General features: G+C 69.9%; 15 protein-coding genes. 9 read left to right on the top strand and 6 right to left on the bottom strand.

Going from position 1 to position 16,001, the window contains the following annotated elements:
- The first annotated feature begins 165 nt into the window (after positions 1–165).
- On the top strand, positions 166–1,428 hold the full coding sequence (locus tag OG322_RS13550; RefSeq protein WP_123461125.1) for a nucleotide sugar dehydrogenase: 1,263 nt from the start codon (positions 166–168) through the stop codon (positions 1,426–1,428).
- 104 nt (positions 1,429–1,532) lie between these two features.
- Complete coding sequence (locus OG322_RS13555; protein WP_123461124.1) at positions 1,533–2,123, top strand: hypothetical protein; 591 nt, start codon at positions 1,533–1,535, stop codon at positions 2,121–2,123.
- A gap of 78 nt (positions 2,124–2,201) precedes the next feature.
- Here OG322_RS13555 and OG322_RS13560 read toward each other — a convergent pair whose 3' ends face one another.
- The 4 genes from OG322_RS13560 to OG322_RS13575 all read right to left on the bottom strand — a co-directional run bounded on the left by OG322_RS13560 (position 2,202) and on the right by OG322_RS13575 (position 6,579).
- Positions 2,202–3,326: a GuaB3 family IMP dehydrogenase-related protein gene (locus OG322_RS13560; RefSeq protein ID WP_123461123.1), complete on the bottom strand. Its 1,125-nt coding sequence runs from the start codon at positions 3,324–3,326 to the stop codon at positions 2,202–2,204.
- Positions 3,327–3,431: 105 nt separating this feature from the next.
- A complete protein-coding gene (gene guaB, locus OG322_RS13565) occupies positions 3,432–4,934 on the bottom strand; it encodes an IMP dehydrogenase (protein WP_123461122.1) in 1,503 nt (500 codons plus the stop codon).
- 129 nt (positions 4,935–5,063) lie between these two features.
- On the bottom strand, positions 5,064–5,639 hold the full coding sequence (locus tag OG322_RS13570; protein WP_073732620.1) for a sigma-70 family RNA polymerase sigma factor: 576 nt from the start codon (positions 5,637–5,639) through the stop codon (positions 5,064–5,066).
- Between the two features lie 328 nt (positions 5,640–5,967).
- A complete protein-coding gene (locus OG322_RS13575; RefSeq protein WP_003948568.1) occupies positions 5,968–6,579 on the bottom strand; it encodes a response regulator transcription factor in 612 nt (203 codons plus the stop codon).
- 412 nt (positions 6,580–6,991) lie between these two features.
- Here OG322_RS13575 and OG322_RS13580 point away from each other — a divergent pair, with 412 nt between their 5' ends.
- The gene (locus OG322_RS13580) at positions 6,992–7,330 is read left to right on the top strand and encodes a WhiB family transcriptional regulator (protein WP_123461121.1); all 339 of its coding nucleotides are present in this window, start codon (positions 6,992–6,994) and stop codon (positions 7,328–7,330) included.
- 89 nt (positions 7,331–7,419) lie between these two features.
- Here OG322_RS13580 and OG322_RS13585 read toward each other — a convergent pair whose 3' ends face one another.
- Complete coding sequence (locus OG322_RS13585) at positions 7,420–8,310, bottom strand: LysR family transcriptional regulator (protein WP_329306465.1); 891 nt, start codon at positions 8,308–8,310, stop codon at positions 7,420–7,422.
- A gap of 89 nt (positions 8,311–8,399) precedes the next feature.
- On the opposite strand from OG322_RS13585, the gene OG322_RS13590 reads away from it, so the two are divergent.
- Positions 8,400–9,065 (top strand): MOSC domain-containing protein, encoded by a 666-nt coding sequence (locus tag OG322_RS13590; RefSeq protein ID WP_123461119.1) that lies wholly within the window; start codon positions 8,400–8,402, stop codon positions 9,063–9,065.
- A 56-nt stretch (positions 9,066–9,121) separates the two neighbouring features.
- A complete protein-coding gene (locus OG322_RS13595) occupies positions 9,122–9,895 on the top strand; it encodes an SDR family NAD(P)-dependent oxidoreductase (protein ID WP_123461118.1) in 774 nt (257 codons plus the stop codon).
- 8 nt (positions 9,896–9,903) lie between these two features.
- Here OG322_RS13595 and OG322_RS13600 read toward each other — a convergent pair whose 3' ends face one another.
- Positions 9,904–11,433 (bottom strand): right-handed parallel beta-helix repeat-containing protein, encoded by a 1,530-nt coding sequence (locus tag OG322_RS13600; RefSeq protein ID WP_164494382.1) that lies wholly within the window; start codon positions 11,431–11,433, stop codon positions 9,904–9,906.
- Between the two features lie 215 nt (positions 11,434–11,648).
- On the opposite strand from OG322_RS13600, the gene OG322_RS13605 reads away from it, so the two are divergent.
- From OG322_RS13605 to OG322_RS13620, 4 genes are all read left to right on the top strand, one after another.
- Positions 11,649–12,731 carry a substrate-binding domain-containing protein gene (locus OG322_RS13605; protein ID WP_123461116.1) on the top strand — a complete coding sequence of 361 codons (1,083 nt, stop codon included), beginning with the start codon at positions 11,649–11,651 and terminating at the stop codon, positions 12,729–12,731.
- A gap of 194 nt (positions 12,732–12,925) precedes the next feature.
- Positions 12,926–14,254, top strand: coding sequence for an ABC transporter substrate-binding protein (locus OG322_RS13610; protein ID WP_266411183.1), 1,329 nt, complete (start codon positions 12,926–12,928; stop codon positions 14,252–14,254).
- Positions 14,254–15,147, top strand: a complete 894-nt coding sequence (locus OG322_RS13615) for a carbohydrate ABC transporter permease (protein ID WP_123461114.1) — start codon at positions 14,254–14,256, stop codon at positions 15,145–15,147. The genes OG322_RS13610 and OG322_RS13615 overlap by 1 nt, the downstream gene beginning before the upstream one ends.
- Positions 15,144–15,998, top strand: a complete 855-nt coding sequence (locus OG322_RS13620; RefSeq protein ID WP_123461113.1) for a carbohydrate ABC transporter permease — start codon at positions 15,144–15,146, stop codon at positions 15,996–15,998. Before OG322_RS13615 ends, OG322_RS13620 begins: the two co-directional genes overlap by 4 nt.
- The last annotated feature ends 3 nt before the right edge of the window (positions 15,999–16,001 follow it).

A 16,001-nucleotide genomic window follows, 5' to 3' on the forward strand; every position in this document is an offset into this window, starting at 1 on the left:
TCTGTCCGCGCTCCGCGACTTCAGCCACCGCCTGTGGACAACACCCGGACAACCGGGACCACACAATGCGACATATAGGTCATATTTACGCCTAGTCTGACATTGCGCTGTCCCCAGCGGTTGCGCTTTCTGTCTTCATGGTCTTAGGGAAGGACGGCCACCCACGTGCCTGCAGACCTCGCCGTCATCGGACTCGGTCACCTCGGCCTGCCCCTCGCCCAAGCCGCCGTCGCAGCCGGTATCCAGACCGTCGGCTACGACACCGACCCCCGGGCCTTCGCCGAGCTCTCCGCGGGCCGCACCCCCGTCGAGGGTCCGCTCACCGCGTCCGACGTCCGCCGCATGCTCTCCGGGGGCTTCCGCCCCACCACCAACGAGGCCGAGCTGGGCCGGGTCCGTACCGCCGTGATCTGCGCGCCCACCCCGCTCGGCCCCGACCGCACCCTGGACCTCGGTGCCATCGGCGACGCGGCCCGCGCCCTCGCCGCCCGGCTGCGACCGCACACCACGGTGCTGCTGGAATCGGCCGTGCCCCCCGGCACCACCGAGAACTTCCTGCTCCCCCTCCTCGAAAAGGGCTCCGGGCTGCGCGGCGGACGCGACTTCCACCTCGCCTACTCCCCGACCCGGCTCGACCCCGGCAACCGCACCCACGTCTACGCCAACACCCCCAAGGTCATCGGCGGCCTCACCCCCGCCTGCACCGAATCGGCCGCGGCCTTCTACAGCCGGCTCACCGACAAGGTCGTACGCGCCCGCGGCCCGCGCGAGGCCGAGATGACGAAGGTCCTGGAGACCAACTTCCGGCACGTCAACATCGCCCTGGTCAACGAGATGGCCGTGCTCTGCCACGACATCGGCGTCGACCTGTGGGACGTCATCAGGTGCGCCGAGACCAAACCCTTCGGCTTCCAGCCCTTCCGCCCCGGCCCCGGCGTCGGCGGCCACGGAGCCCCGGTCGACCCGGGCTACCTCCCGTACAGCAGCCGCACCCCCGGCCACCCGCTGCGGATGGTCTCGCTCGCGCAGGAGATCAACGACCGGATGCCGCAGTACGTGATCCAGCGTTGCGCCACCCTCCTCAACGAACACGGGAAATCCGTGCGCGGCGCCCGGGTGCTGCTGCTCGGTGTCACCTACAAGCCGGACCTCGCCGACCAGGAGGCCTCCCCCGCCCGCGAGATCGCCACCCGGCTGATGGACATGGGGGCCCAGATCGGCTACCACGATCCGCACGTCCTGGACTGGCGGGTACGTGAACTCCCGGTCCCCCGGGCCGATTCGCTGTACGAGGCGGCCTCCAGCGCCGATCTCACGGTGCTGCTCCAGCACCACCGTACGTACGACCTCCAGGGCCTCGCCGTGAAGGCGCAACTGCTCCTCGACACCCGGGGCGCGACGCCCGCCGGAGCCGCGCACCGGCTCTGACCCCAGTCCCCCCAAGGAATTTCTGGGCCGATGTCCGAGGTGACTGCTAGCCCGCGGCGTCACTTCTCGCACAGTCGTGCGTATCCGTCCAGGGGGGAACCCGAATGAGCCAGCCCGTACCACCGCCGAACCAGCCGCAGCACCCCCAGGACGGCAACCCGTACGCCGGCCAGCAGCCCGCCGCCCCGACCGGCAACCCGTTCGCGGGCCAGCAGCCGGGTCCGTACGGCCAGCCGGGCCAGCCGGGCGTCCAGTTCGGCGGCGGCACACCGTTCGCCCCGGTGGCACCGGCGCGTGACAACGTCGGGCTCGGAATCCTTGCCGCAGTCGTCGCAGCCGTCGTCGCGGGGGCCGTCTACGGCGCGATCATCGGCGCCACCAAGCACGACATCGGCTACGCGGCCGTGGGTGTCGGCTTCGTCGTCGGCTTCGCGTCGGGCAAGGTCGGCGGCCGGAATCCGGCGCTTCCGGTCCTCAGCGCCGTCTTCGCGCTGATCGCCGTCTACTTCGGCCAGCTGCTCGGCGAGGCGATGATCGTGGCCAAGGACTACCCGGTCACGGTCTCCGAACTGTTCTTCGACCACTTCGGTGCGCTGAACGAGATGTGGAAGGCCGACTCGAACTTCATCTCGTACCTCTTCTTCGCCGTCGCGGCGGTCGCCGCGTTCTCCGGCGCGAAGAAGGCCGCCGACTAGTCGCGGTCGCGACACACGGAAGGGGCCGGACGGCGATCGCGCGATCGCCGTCCGGCCCCTTTGCCGTACTACGCGTACTCAGCGGCGGTGCTGCGAGTCCGCCACCGTCACCTCGACGCGCTGGAACTCCTTGAGGTCGCTGTAGCCCGTGGTCGCCATCGCCCGGCGCAGTGCGCCGAAGATGTTCATCGAGCCGTCGGGGGTGTGCGAAGGACCGGTGAGGACCTCCTCCGTCGTCCCGACCGAGCCGAGGTCGACCAGCTTGCCGCGCGGCACGTCCTCGTGGACGGCCTCCATGCCCCAGTGACGGCCGCGGCCCGGCGCGTCCGTCGCGCGGGCGAGCGGGGAGCCCATCATCACGGCGTCCGCACCGCAGGCGATGGCCTTCGGCAGGTCGCCGGACCAGCCGACGCCGCCGTCCGCGATCACGTGCACGTACCGGCCGCCGGACTCGTCCATGTAGTCGCGGCGGGCACCGGCCACATCGGCGACCGCGGTCGCCATCGGGACCTGGATGCCGAAGACGTTGCGCGTGGTGTGCGCGGCGCCGCCGCCGAAGCCGACGAGGACACCGGCCGCACCGGTGCGCATCAGGTGCAGGGCGGCGGTGTACGTGGCACAGCCGCCGACGATCACCGGGACGTCCAGCTCGTAGATGAACTGCTTCAGGTTGAGCGGCTCGGCCGCGCCCGAGACGTGCTCGGCGGAGACCGTCGTACCGCGGATGACGAAGATGTCCACACCCGCGTCGACGACGGCCTTGGAGAACTGGGCGGTGCGCTGCGGGGAGAGCGCGGCGGCGGTGACGACACCGGAGTCGCGCACCTCCTTGATGCGCCGGCCGATCAGCTCCTCCTGGATGGGGGCGGAGTAGATCTCCTGGAGCCGGCGGGTGGCCGACTCGACGGGCATCTCGGCGATCTCGTCGAGCAGCGGCTGCGGGTCGGCGTGCCGGGTCCACAGGCCTTCCAGGTTGAGCACGCCGAGGCCGCCGAGCTCACCGATGCGAATGGCGTGCTGCGGGGAGACGACGGAGTCCATGGGAGCGGCCAGGAACGGCAGCTCGAAGCGGTAGGCGTCGATCTGCCAGGCGATCGAGACCTCCTTCGGGTCGCGGGTCCGGCGGCTCGGGACGACGGCGATGTCGTCGAATGCGTATGCCCGGCGGCCGCGCTTGCCGCGCCCGATCTCGATCTCAGTCACGATGGTGTGGCCTTTCCCTCTACGTCTGCGCTGTCCAGTATCCCCGACACGCGCGTGAGGGGCGGTCCCGGGAACCCCGGTCCGCCCCTCACCTGCGTTGTTGCGTTACTTCCGGCTGTAGTTCGGTGCCTCGACCGTCATCTGGATGTCGTGCGGGTGGCTCTCCTTGAGACCCGCCGAGGTGATCCGCACGAAGCGGCCCTTGCTCTCCATCTCATCGACGGAGGCCGCGCCCACGTACCCCATCGTCTGGCGGAGACCGCCGACGAGCTGGTGCAGGACGTTGGCCAGCGGGCCCCGGTAGGGCACCTGGCCCTCGATGCCCTCGGGGACGAGCTTGTCGTCGGAGGACACCTCGGCCTGGAAGTACCGGTCCTTCGAGTAGGAGCGGCCCTGGCCGCGGGACTGCATCGCGCCGAGCGAACCCATGCCGCGGTACGACTTGAACTGCTTGCCGTTGATGAACTGCAGCTCGCCCGGGGACTCCTCGCAGCCCGCGAGCAGCGAGCCGAGCATCACCGCGTCGGCGCCGGCCACCAGGGCCTTGCCGATGTCGCCGGAGTACTGCAGGCCGCCGTCACCGATGACCGGGACACCCGCGGCACGGGCCGCCAGCGCGGCCTCGTAGATCGCGGTCACCTGCGGGACGCCGATACCGGCGACCACCCGGGTGGTGCAGATCGAACCGGGTCCGACGCCCACCTTGACGCCGTCCACACCGGCGTCGACCAAGGCCTGGGCGCCGTCGCGGGTCGCGACGTTGCCGCCGATGACGTCCACGCCGACGGCCGACTTGATCTTCGCCATCCAGTTGAGGGCGTTGCTGTTGTGGCCGTGCGAGGTGTCGACGATCAGGAAGTCGACGCCTGCCCCGGCCAGCGCCTGGGCGCGGTCCAGCGCCTCCGGGCTGGCGCCGACGGCCGCGCCGACGAGCAGCCGGCCCTCGCCGTCCTTGGCCGCGTTCGGGTACTGCTCGGCCTTCTTGAAGTCCTTGACCGTGATGAGGCCCTTGAGAATGCCCGTCTCGTCGACCAGCGGAAGCTTCTCGATCTTGTGACGGCGCAGCAGCTCCATGGCGTCCACGCCGGAGATGCCCACCCTGCCGGTGACCAGCGGCATCGGCGTCATGACCTCACGCACCTGGCGCGAGCGGTCCGACTCGAAGGCCATGTCGCGGTTGGTGACGATGCCGAGCAACTTGCCCGCCGGATCGGTGACCGGGACGCCGCTGATGCGGAACTTGGCGCACAGCGCGTCGGCCTCGCCGAGCGTGGCGTCCGGGCTGACCGTGATCGGGTCGGTGACCATGCCGGACTCGGACCGCTTCACCAGGTCCACCTGGTTGACCTGGTCCTCGACCGAGAGGTTGCGGTGCAGTACGCCGACACCGCCCTGTCGGGCCATGGCGATGGCCATGCGGGCCTCGGTCACCTTGTCCATCGCGGCGGACAGCAGCGGAATGTTCACGCGTACGTTCCGCGAGATGAGCGACGAGGTGTCGACCGCGTTGGGCAGCACATCAGATGCGCCCGGCAGCAGCAGCACGTCGTCGTATGTCAGCCCGAGCGTCGCGAATTTCTCGGGCACTCCGTCGACGTTTGCAGTCATGACACCTTCCCCAAATGGCCTTGATCGGTGCGGATGTCCATGCTAACGGCCTCCGTGCGTGTCTCATTCCACGAGCAAGATCACCCGGAGGTTCTGTACCTTCCTACGGGACCCGCGACGGGCCCGGGCTCACTGCTCCGCGAGGGCCCGCAGCCGGCTCAGCGCACGGTGCTGGGCGACCCGGACCGCGCCCGGCGACATGCCCAGCAGCTGTCCGGTCTCCTCGGCGGTCAGTCCGACCGCGACGCGAAGAACCAGCAGCTCACGCTGGTTCTCCGGGAGGTTGGCGAGGAGCCTCTTGGCCCAGGCGGCGTCGCTGCTGAGCAGCGCGCGCTCCTCGGGTCCGAGCGAATCGTCCGGCCGCTCCGGCATCTCGTCGGAGGGCACCGCGGTCGATCCCGGGTGCCGCATCGCGGCCCGCTGGAGATCGGCCACCTTGTGGCCGGCGATGGCGAAGACGAAGGCTTCGAAGGGCCTGCCGGTGTCCTTGTACCGCGGCAGCGCCATCAGCACCGCGACACAGACCTCCTGCGCCAGGTCCTCCACGAAGTGGCGGGCATCACCGGGCAGCCGGTTCAGCCGGGACCTGCAGTAGCGCAGCGCGAGGGGGTGGACATGGGCCAGCAGATCATGGGTGGCCTGCGCGTCGCCCTCGACGGCTCGGTGCACCAGGGCACCGATCACCGTCGTTCCGTCGTCGCGCATCGAACCATGGTGCCTCGGTGCCGCGTCATCCGCGGCACCGCGTCCGTAGTTGTGCACCGAAGCGTTATGAGCGGGTGCGCCGGAAGTCATGTCCTGCGCCCTCCCCTTCCGCTCGACCGAATCGTTCCCAAGGAACTCCACATCTCAAGGATGCGTCATCCGCCGGGAAGCGTCACATACCGGGAAGGGGCCACCGGGAATTCGACGACACCGCGAGCGTGTACGCCGGACGCCGCCCGGCGGGCGGAGTCTCGGAACAGACCCTGGTGCGCCCCGGCCCGGACCGCCCCGCCCGCCGCGAGGCAGACGGGACTTCTCAGCACACGGCCTAGCGGACCAGGCCCCAGCGGAAGCCGAGCGCGACCGCGTGCGCCCGGTCCGAGGCGCCGAGCTTCTTGAACAGGCGCCTGGCGTGCGTCTTCACCGTGTCCTCGGAGAGGAACAGCTCACGGCCGATCTCCGCGTTGGAGCGGCCGTGGCTCATCCCTTCGAGCACCTGGATCTCACGCGCCGTGAGCGTGGGCGCCGCACCCATCTCGGCCGACCGCAGCCGGCGCGGGGCCAGCCGCCACGTCGGATCGGCGAGTGCCTGGGTGACGGTCGCCCGGAGCTCCGCCCGGGAGGCGTCCTTGTGCAGATACCCGCGGGCCCCGGCGGCGACCGCGAGGGCGACGCCGTCCAGATCCTCGGCGACGGTCAGCATGATGATCCTCGCCCCGGGGTCGGCGGAGAGCAGTCGGCGGACGGTCTCCACACCTCCCAGACCGGGCATGCGTACGTCCATCAGAATCAGATCCGAACGGTCGGCACCCCAGCGGCGGAGGACTTCCTCGCCGTTGGCCGCCGTCGTCACACGCTCGACGCCGGGCACGGTCGCGACCGCGCGACGGAGCGCCTCTCGGGCAAGCGGGGAGTCGTCGCAGACGAGGACGGATGTCATGACCGCCCTCCGAAGCTGATGCGCGTCACCTTGAGCCTCCAGGCTGTTACAAGTCGTCACCTGTGCGGTTGACGCTCTCGGACATCTGCCCGATCGCTTTTTCTGCCAACCGCCTCCGCACTCTCAACGATGGTCACTCGAAAGAGTTACGGGTCGGACAGCCGAGTTCGGCACTCTACGTGAGGGAGCGCACACGGAAGAGAGCGCCACGGATCGTCCAGTCTTCAACTGAACCTTCACGGGAACTTATGCCCCATTTGGCGGGTTTTCTTCCCTTTTACTGGTGTCTGTGACTAGATTCGCAATCAGTCATATTTACATCTACTAACACCGTAGATGTACGGTCATGAACACGGTCAAAGATGGATGACAACGACTTTTCCGACTCAGCATGGTTTCGAGGGGACAAGCAATGGCAGATTTCTCCCGCCTTCCCGGCCCCAACGCCGATCTGTGGGACTGGCAGCTGCTGGCCGCCTGCCGCGGGGTCGACAGCTCGCTGTTCTTCCACCCCGAGGGGGAACGAGGCGCCGCCCGGAGCGCCCGCGAGACCTCCGCGAAGGAGGTCTGTATGCGGTGCCCGGTACGCGCCGAGTGCGCGGCGCACGCACTCGCGGTACGAGAGCCCTACGGAGTGTGGGGCGGACTGACCGAGGACGAGCGCGAGGAGCTCATGGGACGGGCCCGCAACCGGCTGATCGCCGCGACGGCGCCCTCGGGCGGCCCCGCTTCACCCCCCGGGCACGGCTGACCCCAGCCGCACGGCAGAGACTCGCACGGCAGAAACGTTTCTCCGCGTGCGGCGCACGCGCTACGCACGCTGCACGCGCCGCGGTCCGCTCAACGGGCGGCCGCCAGCGCCAGCTGGTCCAGAGTGGCCGCCACCGCCGGGACCTGCGCCAGATCGGGCAGGGTCAGCGCGACGATCTCGCGCTCGATGGCCGGCTCCACGGTGACGGTCCGGGCGCCCCGGGGGCGCACCGACTCGATCGCCAGCTCCGGCAGCACAGCCACCCCCAGTCCCGCGCCGACCAGGCCGATCACCGCCGGGTAGTCGTCGGTCGCGAAGTCGATCCGGGGGGTGAAGCCGGACTCCTCGCAGACCTCCACCAGCTGCCGGCGGCAGCGCGGGCAGCCCGCGATCCACGATTCACCGGCGAGTTCGGCGATGTCCACCGCCGGCCGGTCCGCCAGGAGGTGGACGTCGGGGAGCAGGCCGATCAGTCGGTCGGTGAGCAGCGGGCGCACCACCAGGTCGTCCCACTCGGCGCCCTGCGTGCCGTACCGGAAGGCCAGGGCGATGTCGCAGTCGCCGTCACGCAGCATCTCCACCGAGTGGGGCGGCTCGGCCTCGACCAGGGAGACCCGGGTGCCGGGGTGGGCGGCCCGCAGCGCCGCGAGGGCGCCCGGGACCAGGGTGGAGCTGCCGCTCGGGAAGGACACCAGCCGGACCCGGCCGGCCCGCAGACCGGCGATCGCGGCGACCTCCTCCTCGGCGGCGGTGAGCCCGGCGAGGATGCCCGAGGCATGCCGCACGAGCGCCTCGCCCGCCTGCGTCAGCCGCATCTCACGCCCGGTCCGGATGAGCAGCGTGGTGCCGGCGGAGGCCTCCAGGGCCTTCATCTGCTGGCTGACCGCGGGCTGTGTGCAGCCCAGTTCGCGGGCTGCGGCGGAGAAGGAGCCGGTGGTGGACACGGCTCGCAGGACGCGGAGATGACGGGCTTCGATCACTCTTCAAATATAAGAGATTCTTGGAGAAGGTGCGAATTATTCGTGTGCGACTTTGAGCCAGTGTTCGTTAGCGTGCGGGGATGGACGCGATGAGAGTGCTGACCGTGAACACGGGCCGGCCCGTGGCCGTGCCGTACACCGACTCCCCGGGCGGCGTGACCGGGATCGGCAAGCACCCGGCCGACGGCCCCGTACAGGTCACCGACCCCGGTCCGGAGGGCATCGGTGGCAGCGGTCTGGCCGGGGACGCCGTCTGCGACCTGCGTTTTCACGGTGGCTCGAACCAGGCGGTGTACGCCTTCGCCCGCGAGGAACTGGACCGGTGGGAGCGGGAGCTGGGGCGCCCGCTGCCCAACGGCAGCTTCGGCGAGAACCTGACCACGGGCGGGGTGGACGTCAGGGGCGCGCTGATCGGCGAGCGCTGGCGGATCGGCCCCGACCTGGTCCTGGAGATCACGTCGGGCCGCATTCCGTGCCGTACCTTCGCGGGCCACCTCGACGAGAGGCAATGGGTCAAGCGGTACACGCGGGCGGCCGCCCCCGGCGCGTATCTGCGGGTGATCGCCCCGGGCGCGATCCGGTCCGGTGACCCGGTGGAGATCGTTCACCGGCCGGACCACGACGTCACGGTGGAGCTCCAGTTCCGGGCCGTGACGACCCGGCAGGAGCTGCTGCCGCTCCTGCTCCCGGCCGGGGAGGCGCTGCACCCCGAGCCGCTGAGGAGGGCGCGGGAGTACGCGGCGCGGCAGCGGTGAGCGGGGAGCGCCGGTCGGTCGGCCGCGGGCTCGCGGGGGGCACTACCGTGCCGCGTATGACGACTGCACTGATTACGGGCGCGACCGCGGGCATCGGGGCCGCCTTCGCGCGGCGGCTCGCCGCCGAGGGGCACAACCTGGTCCTGGTGGCCCGCGACACCGAGCGGCTGCGGGAGCAGGCCACCGAGCTGCACGACCGGCACGGCATCGAGGCCGAGGTACTGCCCGCGGACCTGTCCACGGACGACGGGATCGCGGCGGTCGAGGCGCGGCTGGGCGATCGGCTGGCGTCCGTCGATCTGCTGGTCAACAACGCCGGGTTCGGCAACAAGGGCAGTTATCTGGACGTCCCCATGGCCGATGAGCTGGCCATGCTGAAGGTGCACTGCGAGGCGGTTCTGCGGCTGACCTCGGCGGCCGCGGCCGGGATGAAGGAGCGCGGCAGGGGCGGCGTCGTGAACGTGGCCTCGGTGGCGGCGTTCGTGCCGCGCGGTACGTACGGGGCCTCCAAGGCGTGGGTCGTGCAGTTCACCCAGGGCGCGGCCAAGGACCTGGCGGGCTCGGGTGTGCGGCTGATGGCGCTCTGCCCCGGCTTCGTCCGGACGGAGTTCCATCAGCGGGCCGGCATGGGCACCGGCAACATTCCGGGCTGGATGTGGCTCGACGCCGACAAGCTGGTGTCGGCGGCCCTGGCGGACCTGGCGCGCGGCAAGTCGGTCTCGGTCCCGGATCCGCGGTACAAGGCGCTGATGGGGCTGGTCAAGGTGACGCCGCGCGGCCTGCTCGGAGGGGTGACCTCCAAGACAGGCCGCAAGTACGGACCTCAGTGAGCGGTCGGTTACCGCACGCCGCGGCCCGCGTAGGCGCCGATGTTGGGGGCGCCGGGCTTCAGCCGGTTGCCGAAGTAGTCCTTGCCGCCGTTGTTCTCGATGACGGCTCCGGCGGCGAGGGCGGGCGAGCCCGCGCCGAGCCGGAAGTCGGTCCGGAGCCTCGGGTCGGCGGTGATGCCGCCGGTGTCGGGGCGGGTCATGTCGATGCCGTAGAAGGCGTTGTGGTCGAAGGAGAGCCCGGGAGTCGGGTTCTTGAAGGCGTAGCCGCCGGTGCCCTCGCTGACGAAGACGTTGTTGCGGACGGACAGTTCGTGCTGGGTGGTGGCGGGGCTGCCGGCGTCGTCCTGGACGAGGTATCCGGGGATCTGCTCCTTGTTGTGGAAGGTGTTGTTGTAGATCTCGGTGCCGAGGATCGGGCCCCAGCAGTTCTGGATGAGGCGGGCCCCGTCGTCGCGGCTGACGTTGTACCGGGCGACGGTGCCGATGGTCTTCGCGCCGTCGTACGGGCAGATCAGCAGGAAGCCGCCCTTGTTGTCGTGGCTGTGGTTGTACTGGAAGACGGTGTTCCGCGAGGCGCCGTCGGCGTCGAAGGACATCCCGTCGTGGGTGTTGCCGCCGCCCGAGACCTCGTTGTACTCGACGGTGGTGTCGTCGGTGTTGAAGGTCCAGATGCCCGCGTTGGCGGAGGGCGAGCGGAGCTGGAAGCCGTCGACCCGGTTGTGGTCGACCCGGGCACCGCTGGTGGTGTCGAGCTTCATGCCGTCACCGGCCAGCGACGTGAGCGTGTTGTGGTGGATGCGGACTCCGGTGCTGGGGGTCCACTCGCCCGGGTAGACGTCCGGGTCCTGCTGCCCGCCGACCAGATCGCGCCTGGAGAAGGTCGACTTGAAGTAGATGCCCTCGCGGTCGACGTCCTCGATGCGGTTGTCGCCGATGTCCAGGCCGTCGTACCGGCTGGCCTTCGCGGTGCCCTCGACGGCGATGTGGATCGCGCTGGAGCCGGACACGGTCTTGAAGTCGCCGCCGCGCACGTCGTGGATGTACAGGCCGGAGATGTCGAAGCCGCGGGCCACCCCGTAGTCGGTGAGGAGGAGGCGGACGCCGTTGCGCTCGCTGCCGGGGTGGTCGGCGTTGGTGATCTCCAGGGCCCTGAGGTGCACGTACTGCGTGTTGGAGAGCAGGACGGTGTCGTGGGCGCCCGCACCGTCGAGCTCGGCGCGGTCCGGGCCGCTGCCGTAGTCCGCGATGGTGAACGGTGCGCGGGAGGAGCCGGCGCCCGTGGGGGCGAGGGTGCCGGTGCAGGTGGCGCCTCGTTTGAACAGCAGCCGGTCGCCTGGGCCGTAGGTGTGCGCGTTGGCCTCGGCGAGGGTGGTCCAGGGGTGCTGCCTGCTGCCGGTGGCGCCCTGAGGGGACGCGGCGCAGTCCACGTGGAAGGTGCGGCCGGCGGGTGCCGCCTGCGCGGCGCTCGGTCCTGCGAGGGTCAGACCGGCGGCGGCCGTCAGGGCCGCGAGCGCCGCGGCGGTGACGCGATGTCTCACAATTCCTCCGTACGAACAGTCAGGGACGGGACGGGCCGCGAACGGCCCGATCGGCATCGCCGGGAATCCTGGACTTGGATTGATCGAACGTCAATGGATTACGTTTGAATGATCGAAACTCCCATCGTTCGATCACGTTGGGTCTAGGGTCGGACACCGGCTCCGGTACCGGCCGGGCCGCGGGCCGGGCCACACACTGCGAGGGGACTGCCGCCGTGCGCGAGAGTGCTGCTGAACGTCATGACCGCCTGCTCGGGCTGGTGCGGGACCGGGGCTCCGCCCGGGTGTCGGACCTGGCCTCGCAGCTGGGGGTCTCGCCCGTCACGGTGCGCCGGGACGTCGAGGAACTGGCCGGCCGCGGCCTGCTCGACCGGGTCCACGGCTCGGTGTCCTGGCCGCAGGACACCGTCCCCGCCGGGCCCGGCAGCGCGGGCAGCGGCCTGGTCCTCGGCATGCTCGCGCCCTCCGCGACGTACTACTTCGCCGAGGTGATCCGCGGCGCCCACGAGGCCGCCGCGCGGGCGGGGGCCCGGCTGATCCTGCGGATCTCCGACTACCGGCCGCAGGAGGACCACGCCCGCACCCAGGGGCTGCTCTCCGCGGGCGCCGAAGGGCTGCTGGTCGCGCCCGGCTGGCAGCATCCGGGCGACCCCTCCGCGTTCGGGGACTGGATCAGCTCACTGCCCGTGCCGACCGTGCTGCTGGAGCGCAGGCCCACCGCCGGCTCTCCGCTGGACGGTCTGGACCGGGTCTGCTCGGACCACGGGCACGGGGTGCTGCTGGCCGTACGCCACCTGGTGCGCCTCGGGCACGGGGCGCCGCTGCTGATGGCCCGCGCGGACTCCCCGACCGCCCTCGCGGTGCGCTCCGGATACGCGGAGGCCCTGGCCGCGCTCGGGCTGCGCGTACCCCAGGACGTGATCGAGTCCGTTCCGGCCGAACAGGCCCCGGAGGCCTTCGAGGAGGCCGTTCAGGCGCTTCGCGAGGCCGTCGGCTCCGGAGTGGCGACGGCCGCGCTGATCCACAACGACGTGGACGCCATCCAGGTGGTGCAGCGCCTGTCCGAGCTGGGCGTGCGCGTGCCGCAGGACCTGGCGCTGATCGCGTACGACGACGAGGTGGCGGCGCTCGCGGACACCCCGCTCACCGCCGTGGCGCCGCCGAAGCGCGAGGTGGGCCGCCATGCGACGGAACTGCTGGTGGAACGGCTCGGCCAGGAGGCCGGTGCGCCCCGCCGGCACCTGACGCTGCTTCCGCAGCTCCGGGTCAGGGACTCCTGCGGAGCGCCGCTTCCCTAGGCCCTTCCGCAGACGCTTCCGCAGGCACTCCCGGGCGCATCCGGAGGGTGGCCCCCGTACGCCTTCGTACCGTCTCCGTTCACAACGCTTTTGATCTTTTTTCGATCAATCGCTCTTTCGCTCTTGACTTCGGTCACGGCTGGTCCAAGGATCACGGCCAACGCCAATGTCGCCGCCTGTTCAGGAGCCTCGCTGTGAGCCGCAGTTCGAGCAGAACGTCCCTCGCCGTAGTCGGCGCCGCCACCGCCCTCGCCGTTCTCACGGCCTGCGGCGGCGGCGGTGACGACACGTCCGCCGCCGGAAGCGACGGCAAGCCCGTCAGCATCACCTTCTGGGGCTGGACCAAGGGGTCCAAGGAGGTCGTTGACGCGTTCAACGCCTCGCACAAGAACATCAAGGTGGTCTACGAGGAGATCCCGTCCGGCAACGCCGGCGGCTACGCCAAGATCTCCAACGCCGTGAAGGCGGGCAACGCCCCCGATCTGGTCTCCATCGAGTACCCGCAGCTCCCGGAGTACGTCAGCCAGGGCGCGCTCCAGGACATCGGCCAGTACTTCACCGAGGACATCCGCAAGAAGCTGCTGCCCCAGGCGGTGGAGCTGACGACGCTCGGCGGCAAGAACTGGGCCGTCCCCTTCGACGCCTCGCCGCAGTCCTTCTACTACCGCAAGGACCTGTTCAAGAAGTACGGCGTCGAGGTCCCCAAGACCTGGGACGAGTTCCGCAAGGCCGCCGAGAAGGTCAAGAAGGCTGACAAGAAGGCCCGAATCGGCACCTTCTTCCCCGATGACCCGACCACGTTCCAGGCGATGGCCTGGCAGGCCGGTGCGCAGTGGTACAAGCCCGAGGGCGACACCTGGAAGGTCAACACCACCGACGCGGCCACCGGCAAGGTCGCCGACTACTGGCAGGGTCTGCTCGACGACGACCTGATCCGCGCCAACGCCTCGTTCAGCCCCGAATGGACCAACTCCCTCAAGAACGGCGGCACCGTCGGCTACCTCGGCGCGGCCTGGGGCGCGGGCGTCCTCAAGGGCACCCTGCCCGAGCAGAGCGGCAAGTGGGCCGTCGCCCCGATGCCCAGCTGGGACGGCAAGCCGGCCAGCGGCATGCTCGGCGGCTCCACCTTCGCGGTGACGAAGACCAGCAAGAAGGCGAAGGCGGCGGTCGAGTTCGCCACCTGGATGTCGACCACCGAGGACGGCATCAAGGCCCGTATCGAGTCCGGCACTTCGAGCGCGTTCCCGGCCGCGGCGTCCCTGCGCCCGGTCGCGAAGAAGGCGTTCGACGCCGACTTCTACGGCGGCGAGGACATCTACCAGGTGTTCGAGGAGGCCGCGACGTCCATCGGCCCGAACTGGAGCTGGGGCCCGACGACCGGCACCACGAACACCACGATGAAGGACCAGTTCGGCAAGGTCGCGAGCGGCGGCACGACCGTCGAGGACGCGGTGAAGGCCGGGCACGACGCCACGGTCGCCGAGCTGAAGAAGCGCGGTCTGAAGGTCGAGGACGCAGGCTGATGAGGCACGCCCGGACAACCAGAGCCGCCGCCATCCTGCTGGGGCCCTTCTTCGTACTGTTCACCTTGGCCATGGTGCTGCCGATCGGATACGCGGTCTGGCTCAGCCTGTTCACCGAGAAGCAGTCCGGCCTGGGCTTCGGCGGCACCGAGACCGTCTTCAGCGGGCTCGACAACTACACGGCGGCCCTGGGTGACCGGGCGTTCCGCGAGGGCTTCGGCGTACTCCTCGGATACTGCCTGTTCTACATTCCGCTGCTGCTCGTCGGGGCCCTCGCCCTCGCCCTGCTGCTGGACTCCACGCTGGCCCGCGCCCGCCGGTTCTTCCAGCTCGCGCTGTTCCTGCCGCACGCCGTGCCCGGCATCATCGCCGCGCTGATCTGGGTGTACCTCTACACACCGCAGCTCAGCCCGGTGGTCAGCGCCATGGAGTCCGGCGGAATCGGCTTCGACTTCTTCTCGCCCGACGGGGCACTGCCCTCCGTCGTCAACATCGCGCTGTGGGAGTGGCTCGGCTACAACATGGTGATCTTCTACGCCGCGTTGCAGGCCATCGACCGCTCCGTGCTCGAAGCGGCCACGGTCGACGGCGCGGGCGCCTGGCGCGTCGCGATCGCCATCAAGGTCCCGCTGATCCGCGCCTCGGTCGTGATGGTCGCGCTGTTCACCGTCATCGGCTCGCTCCAGCTCTTCACCGAACCACTGATCCTCAACAAGGGGACGGGCTCCGCCGTCTCCTCCACCTGGACGCCGAACATGTACGCGTACACCGCGGCCTTTGAACGCAACGACTACGGCCTCGCCGCGGCCGCCTCCATCCTGCTGGCTCTCACCGCCGCGCTGCTGTCCTTCGTCGTCACCCGCTTCACCGGCCGGAAGGGCAAGAAAGCATGAGTTCCCCCGCCTCCCGCGGCCGCTGGATGTCGAAGACCGCGGTCAACGGTTTCCTGCTGCTCGCCGTCGTCTACATGCTCTTCCCGCTCGTCTGGCTGGTCACCGCCGCCACCAAGGACACCGGCGGCCTGCTCGCCGGCAACGCGTTCTCCTTCGACGGCTTCAACCTCGGCGAGAACCTGTCGAACCTGGCCTCCTACGGTGACGGCATCTACTTCCGCTGGTACCTCAACAGCCTCGGCTACGCGGGCGGTGGCGCGCTCGTCTGCTCGCTGATCTGCGTCGCCGCGGGGTACGCCTTCGACAAGTACACGTTCCGGGGCAAGGACCAGCTGTTCGGCCTGGTGCTGATGGGTGTGCTGGTGCCCACCACGGCACTCGCCCTGCCGATGTACCTGCTGGCGTCCAAGGTCGGTCTGGTCAACACCTACTGGTCGGTGCTGATCCCGGTGCTGGTCAACCCGTTCGGCGTGTATCTCGCCCGGGTGTTCTGCTCGGGGTACATACCGAACGAGGCCCTGGAGGCGGCCCGTATCGACGGGGCGGGTGAGCTGCGCACCTTCTGGTCCGTCGGTCTGCCCATGGTCATGCCGGGGTTCGTGACCGTCTTCCTCTTCCAGTTCACCGCGATCTGGAACAACTTCTTCCTCCCCCTCGTGATGCTCTCGGACCGCAAGCTGTTCCCGCTCAGCCTCGGGCTGTACTCGTGGAACACCAACACCCATGGCGAGCCGAGCTTCTACCCCCTCGTCGTCACCGGGTCCCTCCTCGCCGTCATCCCGCTGATCGTCGCCTTCGTCTCCCTGCAGCGGCACTGGAAGGCGGGCCTGACCGCCGGCAGCGTCAAGTGACCG

Source organism: Streptomyces sp. NBC_01260 (assembly GCF_036226405.1).
In the GTDB taxonomy this organism is placed as follows: Bacteria; Actinomycetota; Actinomycetes; order Streptomycetales; family Streptomycetaceae; genus Streptomyces; species Streptomyces laculatispora.